Here is a 13,905-nt window from a genome sequence, read left to right on the forward strand (position 1 = left end):
CCGGCCTACTTCTGACGCTCGTAGTCGAATGCCTGCATCCGTTCGGTCAGATCGCGCTCCGCAGCCGCCAGCGCGTCGGCACTCTCGATTGAGGTGGCGAAGTAGCCGGCTGCCGGCAGCGTGACGAACACATCCGCTCCGACCGAATCGTCCACGATCGGCTTCGCTTTCGGACGGTCGCCCCCGTCGTCGATCAGCTTTGTCCGAATGGCACCGGCCAGCGTATTGGCATTGTCGCTGATCGCCACGGCCAGCGTCTCCATCAGGCTGAACGTCCGGGCCTGATTGGAGGTGATCCGCCAGTTCAGCAGCGCGTGCGCCAGAGCCGGAATCACCTCGTCGCGTTTCTCTTTCGGCATGACCAGACAGTGTCCGAACGTATTTTCGCTCTCGATCCACCCTTCGTTTTTCAACGCCTCGATCATCTCGGGCGTCAGCTCCGGTTCGTGCGGGTTGGTCGATACGCAAAAGAGCCTCCTGAGATCGATCGCCACGTCGAACACAAAGAGCCCGCTGGCCCGCCGGTTATCGGGAATCCAATGGCGCCGGGGCAGCGTCCGGCAATTCTCGTTCAACCATTTGTCGATCTGCTCTCCGGTCATCGGCTCCTTCTGGCCCTCCATCCGGACGATCACCGGATGGTTTTCCGGCCGGTCGCTCCGGTCGAAGGTCAGGTTCTCGGCCTCCATCTCCAGCCCGCCCAACAGCGGGTGCAGCGGCCGCATGGCCGAAATCGACAGCGGGCTGCGCCGCTTCACGGTATAGTTCTCCGACGCGGCCCGCATCCAGCCGCCGATCAGCTGATCCACATAGTGGGGATCGCACGGCGACCACGGCTCCTTATTGGTCATCTTGCCGGCCTTATTGATCTCGTAGTTGAACGTAATGGGCGCCATCGGGACATTCAACGCGTCGGTCAGCGCTTCCAGGACGGAACGTTTCACCTGTTGTCCGCTGGAGTAGGCCATCCGGCGGCCGAAAGTAGGATCGTAATAAGACTTCTGACCGTCCTGCACACAGAAAACGGTATGGTCGGCATGGCGCAACACGCGCAGGTAGATATACGGATTCATCGTTCTATAGGATTTTTATTGGTTTCTCTTTTTTACAACACGGCGTACTCGACCCGCAGCAGTCCGAGAAAATACGGCACATTATCGGCCGGCATATTCCCGTTGATCAGGGTGTAGACCTCGTATAGTTTCGAATGCTCGCCCAGCACACCGACCACCGGCAGAATCGCATCGTTAAACGCCGTCCGGTGGCGGGCTTTCAGGAGATTCTCGATTTGATTTCCCCGATCGGTTTTCCCCTGTTTGCTTTCGAGCACATAAGTATGCAATTCCACAGCGAGTTCACGGGCAACTGTCCGCAAGTCTTCATTATTCAGCATAGCCAGTATCCAGGTTAAGTAGGTTTGAAAAGTGATTTTGTTCTGTTCGTCGTCCGGTTTGTATTTCAACGCCTTGCGGCCCTCCATAATCTCCCTCAGTCCTTTGGGTTCCATGGCCCGGATGCCGATGCTCCCCTGCTGACAGCACCGTTCGAACCCCCAGGCCGTTCCGAAGAGGGCTTTCGCCTTTCGGGCCGACTCGATGCCGAACAGCCGGACGTATAAATCGATGGGGCGCACGATCTCCGGCAGTTCGAACGGGATAAATCCGATCGTCTCGTTGGTCTGTCCCGACTTCCAGATATATCCCATCAGCCGCTCCTGCGGGAAATGGCGGGCAATCTCCTGCAGAATATCCGCCCATCCCTCCGTTTCGAAGCCGACCGATACCCCTCCCGCCACCTTCTCGTGAGGCAGGAAATTATCGGTCGGATAGTCCGGATCGAACTCCTCGCTGAAGCGATGCCGCACCCAGCAGCCGTTCCACGTCAAGGCCTTGTTTCCCTCGGCCCGCGAGACGCTGTTCAGCAGCTCCCGGTAATATTTCCACCCGTCGAAAACGGCAAGCAGAATCTCCGCCCGGTCGAACAGAATTGCCCAGCCGCCCGCCACACCGACACCCAACGCCGCCCCGATCCACGAGAGGTAGTAATCCTCCGGCTCCAGCGGCAGCACCATGTCGGTCACCTGTCCCGACGTCGTGCCCGTCATCCCTGCCGCCGGATAACCCAACGCCATACTGGCATCCGCTTCCGTCTCCTCCCGGATCTTCCTGTGCAACTCGTCCAGCTTCTCTTTCCGCTGCGCGGCCGTGAAAGGCCGGTCTTTCTTCACCCCCTGCACAAACGGCGAGTTGGTCGGCCACAACATATATTTCTCGTGGTCGAAAAAGAGCGGATGGAGCACCTCCGTAAAAAAGCGTTCCGCGTTGTAGTCCGTCCCCTCGCGGGCGTTGTACGCCTCCAGAAAGAGGCCTCCTATATACGATGTTATCATAATTCCAAACTACAAAAAACGATTCGTCACATCCTCGAATTCCGGCCGGGCGAACTCGGACAAGAAACCCGTCTCCGGCGAATAAGCCCGATCCGGAACCACATACGGCTCGCTGCCACACTCCGGCAAACGGTTCAGGCCGCTATACCGCACCGTCCGGAAGGAGACCGGAATCTCCATCGCCAGCCGCTCCGCCGCCGACGCTGTCCGATACCGCCCGACATCACCCTCGACGATGCAGGCCACCGAATCGACATTCAACTTCTCCCACAACACCGACTTCGCATGATGGATCAGCCCGCCGATGCACCACCGTCCGTCACGATAGGCCGCCAGAAAACCCAACTCCTCCGCCCGCGCCGGTATAGCCTCATAGAGCGCATCCAGCCTCTGCTGCACATCCCGCTCCCGAAAGAGGTCGCCGTCCGGCAACAGGTCGAAACTCCGCTCCAGCACAGCTTTGTCATAAGGCGCCGCATCCCGCACCCCGTCCGGAGGCGCCACCACATACACCGGCCGGAAGTTCCCCTGCGTTTCGGGCGTCCGCCGCCGGTTGATGCGTCCGAAACGCTGCACCAGCGCATCCAGCGGCGCACACTCGGTCACCATCACATCGAAACTGATGTCCAGACTGACCTCCACCACCTGCGTGGCCACCACGATACAGCCCTCGCCCGCCGGCAGCCGGTTCAGCTCCCCGACCAGCCTCTTTTCGAGTCCCGCCCGATCGCCCCGTTTAAAGCGGCTGTGAATCAGCATCACCGGCACCTCCGCCCCGTACTCCTCCGCCAGCCGGCTGTAAAGTTCCTGCGCCCGCGCCACCCGGTTGCAGACCGCCAGCACCTTTTCACCCCGCTCCACCGCCTCCCGCACCACCGGCCCGGCCGCCTCCCAGTCCGCCAGTTTATAGACCCGGTGGCGGTCGAACGTATCCAGCACCTCCGCCGGCAACCGCACCTCGCAAACCCGCTCCGGCCCACCCAGCAGAGCCAGCATCCGGTCATACAACGCCCGCGGCATCGTCGCCGTCCCCACATGCACACGACACCCGACCGAAAGCAGCACCTCTGCGATTTTCAGCACAATCGACTGGATTTCATCGCCGTACGTATGAATTTCATCCAAAATCACGTCACAACCCCGCAAATCGGCCAGCATCGCCTCGTATCCCTTGACTCCGAAGGCCACGGAAGCCATCTGGTGCGGCGTCATCACCTTGACCGCCGCTCCCGGATGCCGCTGCAGGATCCGTTCTTCCCACGCTCCGCCCTCGTCCCTCAGCATCGACGAGGCGTGCAACAGCCTCACGTCCGCTCCCGTTCCCTCCAGATCGTGCCGAATCCGATCGTACATCGCATTGATCGAGGCCTGAAACGGCAGCGTATAGAAGACCCGTCCTCGACACCTGCGCAGCAGGAAATCGGTTTTGCCCGCCCCCGTAGGCGCCGTCACCATTGTATGCGGCCTCGCATCCGCCGCATCCGTCAGGGAGAGCGGATACAGCTCGTTTCGCCGCGAAGCGTAATAGCTCAAATCCGGCACCCGGAAAAGCCGTCCGGCATCGATCCGCTCCGCCGCTCCCCCCTCCGCCAGCGCCGAGGCCATCCCGTCGGCCGCCATCAGAACGCCCCGCCAGAGCGACCACTCTTTCCGCCGCATCCGCTCCCGACTAAGGGGGGAAAAACGAAAAGTACAAGGGGGAGGATAGAAGAAAAAGACAGTAATGACAAATATATAAGAGAGTTACAAGAGAGCAGCAGGCGATAGGTTGAATAAACGAAAAGTATAATTCGGTATAATTTCAGTATCATTCAGGGCGGCAAAATGGCCGCCTTTTTTGTTGCTTATATAACCGACATTCCTAAACTCATATCGAAAGTATGATTTTCTTTCAAAAAACGCGCGCCGCGGTGACATCATAATATACAGCAACCCCAATAGCGGCGCAAAATAGCACTCTTTTTACCCCTCGCCTCCAACTCTGCCACAATGACAAAAACAAGGCTCCAAAACGGGCGATTTTATCGCCTCTTTACCACCCTTTGAAGCCCATTTGACACCCTGCCGATTCCAGTCCGATTTTTTCAAAAATTGGAGTTGGTATTGCAGATGCTATTGCAGTTGCTATTGCAAATTCGGTCAAAAATATACCGACTGAAAGGGGGATAGTGCCGAAAAAGTAAAGCTAAAAGGGTGTTTCCGAGGGATAGGCAGGGGGATAATACCGTCTGTTTGACCGAGTGTAAGCATAAAAATGCGACAAAGTATTGATATGTCGCATTATAGCAGAATAAAACAGATGTGTGCGCCGGTTTAGCTGTCTTTTCCCACTTTTTGAACGAGTTTGCCGACAACGGTCGAAAGGTCGGAAATCTGTTTTTTCATCGTCTGCATCTCGTTCGCCATGCCGATCGGATCGGACGGTTCGCCGAGCGTTCGTACCAAGAAGAGTTCGACTGCCCAAATGGCGAAAATCTCCTCTTCCGGCAGCGAGATCGGCTTGTATAGCCGCTGGTCGGCATTGTCGGACAGCAGGGTAATTGTACCGTTATGATGCAGTTTGTTTTCGATCCTCTTAATGAACGTACTCCCCTCTCGATTCGTTACGACATAAATCTCCTGGTTGCGTACGTGTTCCCACTCGCTCTCGTGCAGCCGTCGCACAATAACCCGACTATTATTATAGAGAGTCGGCGACATGGAATCTCCTACGACCTTAATACACAGCCGATCGGCCCGTCCACGCAACATTCCTTTCGGTAAATAAATCATTTGCGACCGGTCCATGTACTCCGCATTCGAAGCACCGAACCCCGCGGCAGCTTCCATTTCGACAACCGGGACAGCGGTATGATCGTCCGAAGGTGGTTCCATTTGCACAGCTGTAGACTTCGGAATGAGCGTTGGTGCCGGTCCTTCGCTTTTTAACATTTCACCCTGGCCGGTAAAGAACCATTCGGGATTTACATCGGAATAATACGAGAGAAATTTAATCGTATTATCTTCAGACAAACCATTGGGTTGAGTCAAAATGCCGTTCGATATACCACAAGTTTTATAACATTGGTATTTTGTAATACCCTTGTATTCAAGGTATTCCAAAATACGAGCTTTTAGAATCGAAAAATCTCTCTTATTTATTTGCATGATTGAAATATCTCTCGTAATATTGCATTCAGATTCCGCACCGGAACGGTGTAAAGATACTCAAATAATCAAACAATGAAAGAAGCCAGACAACGAATCATTATGCCGCTGGGCGGACGCCTTCGGTTGGCGCTCGATTTCGAGGTAACGCCGCGAATGGCTTACAAGGCCTTGAACTTCGAGGGGCATTCGGACTTAGCCAAACGGCTGCGAGCGGCAGCCCTCGAACGGGGCGGACAATTGTACGAGGCAGTCTCTGTCTCCGAACAAACAGGAGCGATTAACTAAACACGATACAACGATGAGACGGTATTATTTCGAGCTGCTGGATAACGAATATAACGATTTGGGGGCCTGCATCCCGGATGGAAGTAATAAACAGGCGGCTATCAATCGCGCCAGGCAGTGGATGAAAGATAACGGTGTTGCGAGTGCGCAACTGTCTGTCAATAGCATGCGAACGAGCAATCTACTGGATGTGATCGAAATCGAGCTCGATTGAATGAGAGGCATCCCGCCACGGCACAAGGCCGTCGCCCGGAGCGAGATCGGGGCGGGAACTACGAATAACTCATGGAATATTTAGGTAACATACTCTGCATTACAGGCGGCGAGCTGATCCTCTCGGATAAAAATCCGAACGGGGTGATGCCTGTCGGCACTTATACGGCACTGGCCCACCGTGGAAAAATGCGCGTTCTGCGCCGTGCCTGTTATGGCAGTCCGGCACTGGTGGAGTATGACAGTCTGCCGGTGCGCTACCGCGAGGCGTGGGAGGCCCGGCACGGAGACCCGCATGCCCGGAGGAAGTTTGCCCCGTTCGCCGAACGGTTGCGCGAGGATACCGAAGCCTACAACGTCTTCACGGCCTACACCTACGACGGCGGGCGGAAGCTCCCGGACGAGGCGATTGTCAGTTACTGCAACGACGCGATGATTCTGAACGCCGTTCGGGAAACACTGGAAGTGATGACGGCGGCACGCAAGGCTGCCCGGCTGTCGATGGCCGGGCGTTGGGAAAAGATACTGAAACTGGTGGACGGCATTCGGGCCGACTACCCGAACAACCTGCCGAAAACGGCCATCACCCTCAAACGAAAATACCAGCGGTACCAGGCCGAAGGGTATACGGCCCTGATTCACGCCGGATTCGGCAACCGGAACCGCGCCAAGGTCAAAGACCGGGTAGATCGGGCTGTCCTGCTCGACATCCTCAGCCACGGCAACCAGCTGCCCGCCACCGTCGCGGCCGAGACCTACAACCTCTGGGCAGCCTCGCACCGAGCGCCGACCATCACCCCGCGAACGGTACTCAACTACATGACCGAACATGCCGTGGAGATCGATGTCTCGCGCCGCGGCTCCAAGGCGTGGGCCGACGAGTTCGACCCGATCGTGCACCGTATTCGGCCGACCGCTCCGCTGCTGTTGGTCAATTCGGACGACAACGACCTCGATCTCTACTTCAAAAACGGGCGGGACAACTACTATCGTTTCAAACTATACGTCGTATTGGATGCCCACTGCGATTACATCCTGGGCTATGCGTTCGGCGACCAGGTGACCAACGAATTGATTCGGGAAGCCTACCGCAACGCTATGCGCCACATCCGCGAACTGACCGGCGGATACTACCTCTGGCACCAGACGGTGGCCGACCGTTGGGGGCTGAGGTCGGACAACCTGCTCGGCTTTTTCGAGTCGCTGGCCACGTTCACCCCACCGACCGCCGGACTGGCCCGTGCGAAAGTGATCGAACGGTCATTCGGCACCGAGTGGCACAACGCCCTGAAACATTACAACAACTACGCGGGCCACAACATTACGGCACGCGAGAAACACAACAGCGATTTCGCACAGACCAATCTCAAACGGAGACCGTCGATCGCGGAGGCTCCGGCGCTGATCGCCCGATTCATCGCCTCGATGCGGACACTGGAATGGAAAGGGAGCGGCCGGTCACGCGAGCAAGTGTGGCTCGATGGTTTTCGAGCAATGGGGGCCGACCGGGCGAAACGGATCTCCGAAGAGGTCTATCTGCAACGCTTCGGCCATCGGCACGAGTACAAAAACACGGTGCGAAACAGCGGCATCACGGTGACGATCGGCGAGATACGCCGCACGTACGACGTGCCGGAGACAATCTATCGGCAGGCGGTCGGCCGAAAAGTCCGGATCACGTACGACCCGGCAGACCTCTCGCGGGTGCTGGTCGAGGGCGACCGGTTACGTTTCATCGCCCCGGAGAACGTGCCGCTGCCGATGGCTCTGGCCGACATGCAGCCGGGCGATCGTGAACGACTGAACGCCGTGCTGGAGCGCAAAAAACGACTCCGCGACCAGAACCGGCAATCGCGCGAAGAGCGGCGCGCGCTCCTGGAACGGATCGGAACCGATGCGCAGAGCCTCTTGCAGGCCGGAGTAATGGTCAAGGAGGCCCGTTTCGGGGCATCGGAGATCGTCAATCGGCTGACACTGAACGACGACCATGTGGACGGAGGATCGATCCGGAGAAAATATTAATCAAAATCCAAATACACAATGATGACGAAAGAACAGAAACAGGAGATTCGAGACCGCCTGGAACGTTATACGGAACAGGTCGGCGGACAGAACCAGGCGGCAGCTATCCTCGCCGGGGTGAGTGCCGGAACGATTTCCCAAATTCTGAACGGCAAATGGGAACGGATCGCCGAGAAAATGTGGCTGAACCTCAGTGGCCAACTGTGGGATTATGCCTCCGACACGAGTGGCGGCGAGGAGTGGCATGGCGTTTCGACACGGCCCTACAACGAGTTGATGACCACGTTCGAGGATGCCCGGCGTAGGTCCATGGCGATGGCGATCGTTGCGGACGCCGGGACAGGCAAAAGCTACACCGCTCGACGCTATGCGGCCGAAAACGGTAGCCTGGTATTCTGTGTAACCTGTAAGGAGGGGTGGAAACTCAAAGCCTTCCTGAAAGAGGTACTGCGGGTGCTTGGCAAGAGTTCGGCTGCGTCGGATAACGACAACGAGGCGATGTACGCCGTAGTGGTCGAGACGTTGCGACGGAAGGCTCGCCCGGCCCTGATAATCGACGAGGCCGACAAGCTGCACAACGAGGTATTCCTGAAATTTATCGATTTGTTCAACGACCTCGAAGACCGGTGTGCGTTGGTGCTGATGGCGACCGACTACCTGGAGATGCGGCTGACGAACGGAGCGAAACGAGGGTATCGCGGGTATCGCGAAATCTTCTCGCGGGTCGGGAACCGTTGCGTCCGCATCCACCGGGCCGATGCGGCAGACGTGCGGGCGATCTGTCAGGCAAACGGCATCACGGATGCGGCCGAGGTGGCGGAAATTACGAACGACGCGGAGGGCGATCTGCGTCGGGTGAAACGGTCGATCATAGCTCTCCAGTTAGACAATGGCGCGCGCGGTTAATATCGGACAACTGCTGACGATGCGGTTCCCGCGAATCCCCCTGGAGGGGAGGTGGCGGGAGCTGCTGGGGCAGCCCGAGCTGCGGGGCAGCATCCTGATCTGGGGCGACTCGGCGCAAGGCAAAACCTCGTTTGCGCTCCAGCTCGCCAAAGAACTCTCCAAGTATGAGTCTGTGTTGTACGACTCGCTGGAGGAGGGAATCTCCGAGTCGATACGGGCGGCGTGCGTGCGGGAGGGAATGGTCGAAGTCGGGAGTCGGGTTTTGCTGCTGGACAACGAACCGATCGCCGAACTGACCGAACGGCTCGCAAGACCCAAAAGTCGGAATGTCGTCATCGTCGATTCGTTGCAGTATACGGGAATGACGTTCGAGGCCTACAAAGAGCTGCTCGAACGGTTTCCGAAAAAGCTCTTCGTCTTCGTCTCGCACGCCGACGGACGAGAACCGGCCGGACGAATCGCAACGCAGGTCAAGTTCAACGCCAATATCAAAATACGGGTTTCGGGTTTTACGGCCTACGCGATCAGTCGCTACGGCGGCGGAATGCCCTATACGATCAGCGACGAGATGGCTGCTCGAATCAATCCGGAATAAAATACGACACGACTATGAAAACCTTAACAGAGATAGGTCGGGAACGATCGCGGTGTCTCGAACGACTACAAGACTACCGTCGGACGCTTCGGGAAAGCGGCGGATACATGAGCGACACACGGTTGGCGGGCTACAAGACAGCTGTCGCAGATTGCGAAGCACAGATCGCCGCCCTCGACGAGGAAGCAAGCCGGAGAACATTTAACAACCTTTCAAACATGTTTTAACGATGAAAAAAGTAACAAAAGAACAGGCAGAGGCAGCCGTACAGACGGTGCGGCAGTTGAAAATCCAGGCCTCGGAACTGACCGGGCGTATCAAAGACGCGGAGGCGGTCGTCGAGGCTTACGGGCTCGAACACCTGGGCGAGTTCGCCGACGGGCGGCTGGCTCTCGATTCGGGTATTATAGCCATCAAGGCGGGAACCGCGAAGCCGGTCAAAGAGGGCAAGCCGCTTTCGACGGCTGCCCGCGCAGAACTGGCCGCAGCGCTGCCTGCGGCCTACGTCAAGGTGGCGTGCGACTTCGGCGTGCTCTTCCAAAGTCAGGACAAGGCCGTGCGCCAGATTCTCAAAGCTCGCGGAATCGAGATCGTCCGCGAAGACAAGTTCGCAGTAATCTAAATGAAAAGCACAACAACACGTCACGTAACCTGTATCCGACCGAAACAGGGATACGATTTGGTGGTCAGCAACAAGATCGGTCGAAATACCCCGTGTCCTTGTGGCTCAGGAAAAAAAGCGAAACATTGCTGTGGAACGAAGACTAAATATTACTCCGCGAAAGCGGTTAAATGAGAACCAACCATGAAGATCACAGCCATTTATCAAAAAGAGGGGGCGAATCCTTTCCTCGAACGCGAGGGCGATTACAAACGGGTAACAGGTCGCGTTCCGGCCGGTTACGACGTGGACGAGGTCGAACATTACGCCATAGCCGCGACGCCGATAGGTTACGTCTTTGTCGGCTTGGAGCGGGCGGAATAGCCTCTGTTTTCAGCACACCTCCCACCGCGTGCGCCTGCACCCATAGCGCGCGGCGGGACTCTCCCCGGCATCAGACGGTGGTGGCAGGCTGAGGGTTCGACTCCCTCGCCGGGGGCTAAAAGCAAAATATGGATACACGGTTTCAAAAGTCGAAAAATACGACAGACGAATGGTACACGCCGCGTGAAATAATCGATGTCCTCGGGCCGTTCGACCTCGATCCGTGCGCTCCGATGGCGAGATTGTGGGATACGGCAGCTAAACATTTCAACAAACAAGAGAACGGCTTGTTGCAGGAGTGGTTCGGGCGCGTATGGTTGAATCCTCCGTATTCGCATCCGCTGGTACTTCAATTCGTAAAGCGTCTGGCAGAGCATGGAAATGGAATTGCGTTGCTTTTCGATCGCTGCGACACTAAGATGTTTCACGAGGTGATATTTCCCAATGCGGATGGTGTGTATTTTTTGCGTGAACGAGTGCGTTTTTACCGACCGGATGGCACACGTGGCGGATCACCGGGGTGTGGTTCGGTGTTGGTGGCATTCGGGGCAGAAAACGCCGAGAAAATATTGAATAGTGGACTGAAAGGCACGCTATTACGAGTAGAACGATGAAAGTCTTAAGTCTATTCGACGGCATGAGTTGCGGGCAGGTCGCCCTGCGGCGGATAAACAACAACTGAAAACTGAAACTGGAATTATGAAAATCTACGTAGCAAGCAGTTGGCGCAACCGATATTACACGGAAGTTGTCGCCCATCTCAGACAATTAGGACACGAAGTGTATGACTTTCGCAACCCGGTGCCATACGGAGGGTTCTCTTGGTCGGAAGTTGCCCCAAACTGGCAAAGCTGGACAATGGAAGAATATAAAAAGGCCCTTTCTCACCCGAATGCAGAGAGAGGTTTCGGTTCGGATTTTGGTGCGATGCAATGGGCCGACGCCTGCGTGTTGGTTTGTCCTTGTGGGCGGTCGGCACATACTGAGGCTGGGTGGATGGCTGGGACGGGCAAACCTGTCTGGGTTTATATCCCGGAACCACAAGAGCCTGAGTTGATGTATAAAATATACGAGCGAATAGTTACTGATATGGCAGAACTCGATGACTTGAACGATAGAACAGACCGATAACACTTTCCAGCTATGAAGACCTACCGTGATAGCCTGCTGGCTAAGTTGCACATTCTACTGAAAGAACAGGGCGTGGACGAAGAGACCAAACGAGCCATGTACGCCGGATATGGCGTCGATAGTACGGCCGATCTGACCGCGCCGCAACTGCGGCACTTGGTCGGTTCGTTAGCTGGCGAAGCGGTTCCGGAGGTCGCCCCGAGGCAGGTGTCGAACGAGACCCGCCGCCTGCGGTCGCAGTGCCTCGCGCTGATGACAAAGAGTCCCGACCCGGCGAACATCAAACTGCGCGGCCTCGGACTGCCGAACGACTGGGCGGTGTTGAACGCTTTCGTCGAACACCACGCCGGGGCCACGCTGAACCGGCTGACCGACGAGGAACTGGAACGATTCGCCCGCAAGCTCCGCGCCATGCGTTCCTCCGGCTGGTTCTATAATGCTCCACGGCAGACGACCGCCTCTCCTGCTGCGGTGGTTGTGCTGGCCCCGACCGACTGCGGTACCGTAAACTAAAAAGCCCCGAACAAAGGATTGTCCGAGGCGTCGAGTTTGGCCGCTCGACACAAAGATAATCAAAACGGGAACATGGCATATAACAAAAAAGGATATTTCGATCGAGCACGACGGATGCGAGAGATTACGGAGCAATACTACGAGCCGGAGAACCATCGCAAGTGTAAAAAGGCGATTTGGCGCACGTACATAAGGCCGATTTACGGTGTATGTTATCAAACCTATATCAGCAGTTTACAGGCCCTTCGGATGTTGGAGGCCGAACAAACACAAACAGAGAAAAGCCCGCCGAAATAGTGCGGGCTTTTCTTATATTTGCGAAAAACAATTATGATGAGCGAGTTGTTTATGGCAATCGTAGCCGTCGGCAGTTTGGTTCTTTGGGTCGTCCTGCTGGTTGCATTCTTTCAGTTGGTCGGCGACGTGCGTAAAATCAAGGCCCGATTGGCGGATAAAGACAGCGAATATTTCCGGTATGCGAATCTCGCCAAAGAGGAGCACGCTCTGGGAAACATCGACAAAGAACGCGAATATCTGATTCGGGCACAATGCCATGCCTATTATGCCGAGCAAGAGGAAACCGTCCGCAAACTGATTGCTGTGCTGGATCGGAAAAACGGAGAGGAGATATAAATTACTCGTCGAACTCCTCGTCGAACGTTGCCGTGAACACGATCCGGTAAACTTTCAGTGCATCGTCCCGCCGTTCGGCCTGTTGTGTCATCCGTGACAGGTTGCTCGAAAATCCGCAATCGAATCCCTGCAACGCCTGGACAACGGCTTGCACGGTGTCCAATATCGCCAACGACCGTTCGCGCCATACGCGCGGAGTGAGGTGGTTCGTCTCGTCCGTGATGGCCAATTCGACAACACGCACGGTAATCGTTGCCCGGCATTGCTGATCGCGGCCTCCTGTGTCTTCGCAACTCGGGAACTCGATGTCGATCAGGGCCGCCGGATAGTCCATTCCTTGCCGAGTCTCCGGGTTGTCGGTCTGTCCCTTGTCGAGATCGATCAGCCGGAGTTCCGGTACTGCTTTCGCCAATCGGTCGGCGATTTTCAAATAGAATTTTTTCATGGTTTAATTCGGGTTAAAGTGAAACCAAAGCCCGAAGCCGTTCGACAATTCGACGGTTCAAGGCAACGGATTTGCCGATGAATTTTCGTTGAGGAATCGTTATGTGCAACTGCTTGGCGACTGCCGCACGCCCCCAGCGACCGAGGCCGCTCCCGTCGGTCGTTTCACCCGCTGCGTAGGCTTTTGCCCAAAAGAACCGCTGCTGTTTCGGTGTCGGTTTCTGCTCGATCGTTCCCCCTTCGTTGTGGATGCGGGCATAGGGGACGCGCGGACTACCGGCCCGGATCGTCGCTTCGGAAGGCGTTACACGCGCCGGTCGGATCGTGGAGACCAACGCTCCGGATCGCACCATCAGCGACCCGCGCGAAGACGGATTTTTAGCTACGGCCCACGGTACGCCTTCCCATTCTTTAGTCGTGAAACGCTGTTTGTAAAATTCCGTGGCTGTTTCGGCTATGATCCGTGTCCCGTCCTGACGGATACGTTCCGAGGCGGCGGCGATTTTTTTGCGTAAAGTCTCGAAATCTCCCATTCTCTTCGTATATTTGTGGTAAGTAATCTCCCTGCGGGTGTAAGTGCTCATGGCGTGCCTCGTGAGTGGTCGGACGCTTGAGACGGCTGGTGAACCAGCGTAGGGA

The 13,905-nt window shown here is 56.4% G+C and carries 18 protein-coding genes; 12 read left to right on the forward strand and 6 right to left on the reverse strand.

Annotation, left to right across the window (positions count from 1 at the left end):
* Positions 1 to 5 precede the first annotated feature (5 nt).
* From QZ292_RS00455 to QZ292_RS00470, 4 genes are all read right to left on the reverse strand, one after another.
* On the reverse strand, positions 6 to 1,073 hold the full coding sequence (locus QZ292_RS00455) for a CRISPR-associated protein Cas7 (RefSeq protein ID WP_294596236.1): 1,068 nt from the start codon (positions 1,071 to 1,073) through the stop codon (positions 6 to 8).
* Positions 1,074 to 1,105: 32 nt separating this feature from the next.
* The gene (locus QZ292_RS00460; protein ID WP_294596239.1) at positions 1,106 to 2,389 is read right to left on the reverse strand and encodes a hypothetical protein; all 1,284 of its coding nucleotides are present in this window, start codon (positions 2,387 to 2,389) and stop codon (positions 1,106 to 1,108) included.
* 9 nt (positions 2,390 to 2,398) lie between these two features.
* Entirely contained in the window at positions 2,399 to 4,048 is a 1,650-nt protein-coding gene (gene cas3 / locus QZ292_RS00465) for a CRISPR-associated helicase Cas3' (protein WP_294596242.1), read from the reverse strand.
* Between the two features lie 654 nt (positions 4,049 to 4,702).
* The gene (locus QZ292_RS00470; RefSeq protein ID WP_294596246.1) at positions 4,703 to 5,491 is read right to left on the reverse strand and encodes a S24 family peptidase; all 789 of its coding nucleotides are present in this window, start codon (positions 5,489 to 5,491) and stop codon (positions 4,703 to 4,705) included.
* A 120-nt stretch (positions 5,492 to 5,611) separates the two neighbouring features.
* Here QZ292_RS00470 and QZ292_RS00475 point away from each other — a divergent pair, with 120 nt between their 5' ends.
* From QZ292_RS00475 to QZ292_RS00525, 12 genes are all read left to right on the forward strand, one after another.
* Entirely contained in the window at positions 5,612 to 5,824 is a 213-nt protein-coding gene (locus tag QZ292_RS00475; protein ID WP_294596249.1) for a hypothetical protein, read from the forward strand.
* A gap of 13 nt (positions 5,825 to 5,837) precedes the next feature.
* The gene (locus QZ292_RS00480) at positions 5,838 to 6,038 is read left to right on the forward strand and encodes a hypothetical protein (protein ID WP_294596252.1); all 201 of its coding nucleotides are present in this window, start codon (positions 5,838 to 5,840) and stop codon (positions 6,036 to 6,038) included.
* 71 nt (positions 6,039 to 6,109) lie between these two features.
* Positions 6,110 to 8,059 (forward strand): Mu transposase C-terminal domain-containing protein, encoded by a 1,950-nt coding sequence (locus tag QZ292_RS00485; RefSeq protein ID WP_294596255.1) that lies wholly within the window; start codon positions 6,110 to 6,112, stop codon positions 8,057 to 8,059.
* Positions 8,060 to 8,077: 18 nt separating this feature from the next.
* Positions 8,078 to 8,965: an ATP-binding protein gene (locus QZ292_RS00490; RefSeq protein ID WP_294596258.1), complete on the forward strand. Its 888-nt coding sequence runs from the start codon at positions 8,078 to 8,080 to the stop codon at positions 8,963 to 8,965.
* 19 nt (positions 8,966 to 8,984) lie between these two features.
* Positions 8,985 to 9,560 (forward strand): hypothetical protein, encoded by a 576-nt coding sequence (locus QZ292_RS00495; RefSeq protein ID WP_294596261.1) that lies wholly within the window; start codon positions 8,985 to 8,987, stop codon positions 9,558 to 9,560.
* 229 nt (positions 9,561 to 9,789) lie between these two features.
* Complete coding sequence (locus QZ292_RS00500) at positions 9,790 to 10,182, forward strand: hypothetical protein (RefSeq protein WP_294596263.1); 393 nt, start codon at positions 9,790 to 9,792, stop codon at positions 10,180 to 10,182.
* Positions 10,183 to 10,356, forward strand: coding sequence for an SEC-C metal-binding domain-containing protein (locus tag QZ292_RS10370; RefSeq protein ID WP_363324062.1), 174 nt, complete (start codon positions 10,183 to 10,185; stop codon positions 10,354 to 10,356).
* Between the two features lie 9 nt (positions 10,357 to 10,365).
* Positions 10,366 to 10,545: a hypothetical protein gene (locus QZ292_RS00505; RefSeq protein WP_294596266.1), complete on the forward strand. Its 180-nt coding sequence runs from the start codon at positions 10,366 to 10,368 to the stop codon at positions 10,543 to 10,545.
* A gap of 128 nt (positions 10,546 to 10,673) precedes the next feature.
* On the forward strand, positions 10,674 to 11,159 hold the full coding sequence (locus QZ292_RS00510) for a DNA N-6-adenine-methyltransferase (RefSeq protein ID WP_294596268.1): 486 nt from the start codon (positions 10,674 to 10,676) through the stop codon (positions 11,157 to 11,159).
* Positions 11,160 to 11,241: 82 nt separating this feature from the next.
* Positions 11,242 to 11,676 (forward strand): hypothetical protein, encoded by a 435-nt coding sequence (locus QZ292_RS00515; protein ID WP_294596370.1) that lies wholly within the window; start codon positions 11,242 to 11,244, stop codon positions 11,674 to 11,676.
* Between the two features lie 12 nt (positions 11,677 to 11,688).
* Positions 11,689 to 12,189: a hypothetical protein gene (locus tag QZ292_RS00520; RefSeq protein WP_294596271.1), complete on the forward strand. Its 501-nt coding sequence runs from the start codon at positions 11,689 to 11,691 to the stop codon at positions 12,187 to 12,189.
* Positions 12,190 to 12,519: 330 nt separating this feature from the next.
* Positions 12,520 to 12,822 (forward strand): hypothetical protein, encoded by a 303-nt coding sequence (locus QZ292_RS00525; protein WP_294596274.1) that lies wholly within the window; start codon positions 12,520 to 12,522, stop codon positions 12,820 to 12,822.
* A 1-nt stretch (position 12,823) separates the two neighbouring features.
* Here the strand turns inward: QZ292_RS00525 and QZ292_RS00530 are convergent, their stop codons facing one another.
* Together QZ292_RS00530 and QZ292_RS00535 are read right to left on the reverse strand one after the other, a co-directional pair.
* On the reverse strand, positions 12,824 to 13,267 hold the full coding sequence (locus QZ292_RS00530) for a hypothetical protein (protein ID WP_294596277.1): 444 nt from the start codon (positions 13,265 to 13,267) through the stop codon (positions 12,824 to 12,826).
* Between the two features lie 13 nt (positions 13,268 to 13,280).
* Complete coding sequence (locus QZ292_RS00535; RefSeq protein ID WP_294596279.1) at positions 13,281 to 13,850, reverse strand: phage virion morphogenesis protein; 570 nt, start codon at positions 13,848 to 13,850, stop codon at positions 13,281 to 13,283.
* Positions 13,851 to 13,905: the final 55 nt, after the last annotated feature.

Source organism: uncultured Rikenella sp. (assembly GCF_910577125.1).
Taxonomy (GTDB): Bacteria; Bacteroidota; Bacteroidia; order Bacteroidales; family Rikenellaceae; genus Rikenella.

Excerpts from the sequence above, each read along its gene's own strand:
- QZ292_RS00455 (WP_294596236.1), bottom strand. The coding sequence starts at position 1,073 with ATGAATCCGTATATCTACCTGCGCGTGTTGCGCCATGCCGACCATACC.
- QZ292_RS00460 (WP_294596239.1), bottom strand. The coding sequence starts at position 2,389 with ATGATAACATCGTATATAGGAGGCCTCTTTCTGGAGGCGTACAACGCC.
- cas3 (WP_294596242.1), bottom strand. The coding sequence starts at position 4,048 with ATGCGGCGGAAAGAGTGGTCGCTCTGGCGGGGCGTTCTGATGGCGGCC.
- QZ292_RS00475 (WP_294596249.1), top strand. The coding sequence starts at position 5,612 with ATGAAAGAAGCCAGACAACGAATCATTATGCCGCTGGGCGGACGCCTT.
- QZ292_RS00480 (WP_294596252.1), top strand. The coding sequence starts at position 5,838 with ATGAGACGGTATTATTTCGAGCTGCTGGATAACGAATATAACGATTTG.
- QZ292_RS00485 (WP_294596255.1), top strand. The coding sequence starts at position 6,110 with ATGGAATATTTAGGTAACATACTCTGCATTACAGGCGGCGAGCTGATC.
- QZ292_RS00490 (WP_294596258.1), top strand. The coding sequence starts at position 8,078 with ATGATGACGAAAGAACAGAAACAGGAGATTCGAGACCGCCTGGAACGT.
- QZ292_RS00495 (WP_294596261.1), top strand. The coding sequence starts at position 8,985 with ATGCGGTTCCCGCGAATCCCCCTGGAGGGGAGGTGGCGGGAGCTGCTG.
- QZ292_RS00500 (WP_294596263.1), top strand. The coding sequence starts at position 9,790 with ATGAAAAAAGTAACAAAAGAACAGGCAGAGGCAGCCGTACAGACGGTG.
- QZ292_RS10370 (WP_363324062.1), top strand. The coding sequence starts at position 10,183 with ATGAAAAGCACAACAACACGTCACGTAACCTGTATCCGACCGAAACAG.
- QZ292_RS00505 (WP_294596266.1), top strand. The coding sequence starts at position 10,366 with ATGAAGATCACAGCCATTTATCAAAAAGAGGGGGCGAATCCTTTCCTC.
- QZ292_RS00510 (WP_294596268.1), top strand. The coding sequence starts at position 10,674 with ATGGATACACGGTTTCAAAAGTCGAAAAATACGACAGACGAATGGTAC.
- QZ292_RS00520 (WP_294596271.1), top strand. The coding sequence starts at position 11,689 with ATGAAGACCTACCGTGATAGCCTGCTGGCTAAGTTGCACATTCTACTG.
- QZ292_RS00525 (WP_294596274.1), top strand. The coding sequence starts at position 12,520 with ATGATGAGCGAGTTGTTTATGGCAATCGTAGCCGTCGGCAGTTTGGTT.
- QZ292_RS00530 (WP_294596277.1), bottom strand. The coding sequence starts at position 13,267 with ATGAAAAAATTCTATTTGAAAATCGCCGACCGATTGGCGAAAGCAGTA.
- QZ292_RS00535 (WP_294596279.1), bottom strand. The coding sequence starts at position 13,850 with ATGAGCACTTACACCCGCAGGGAGATTACTTACCACAAATATACGAAG.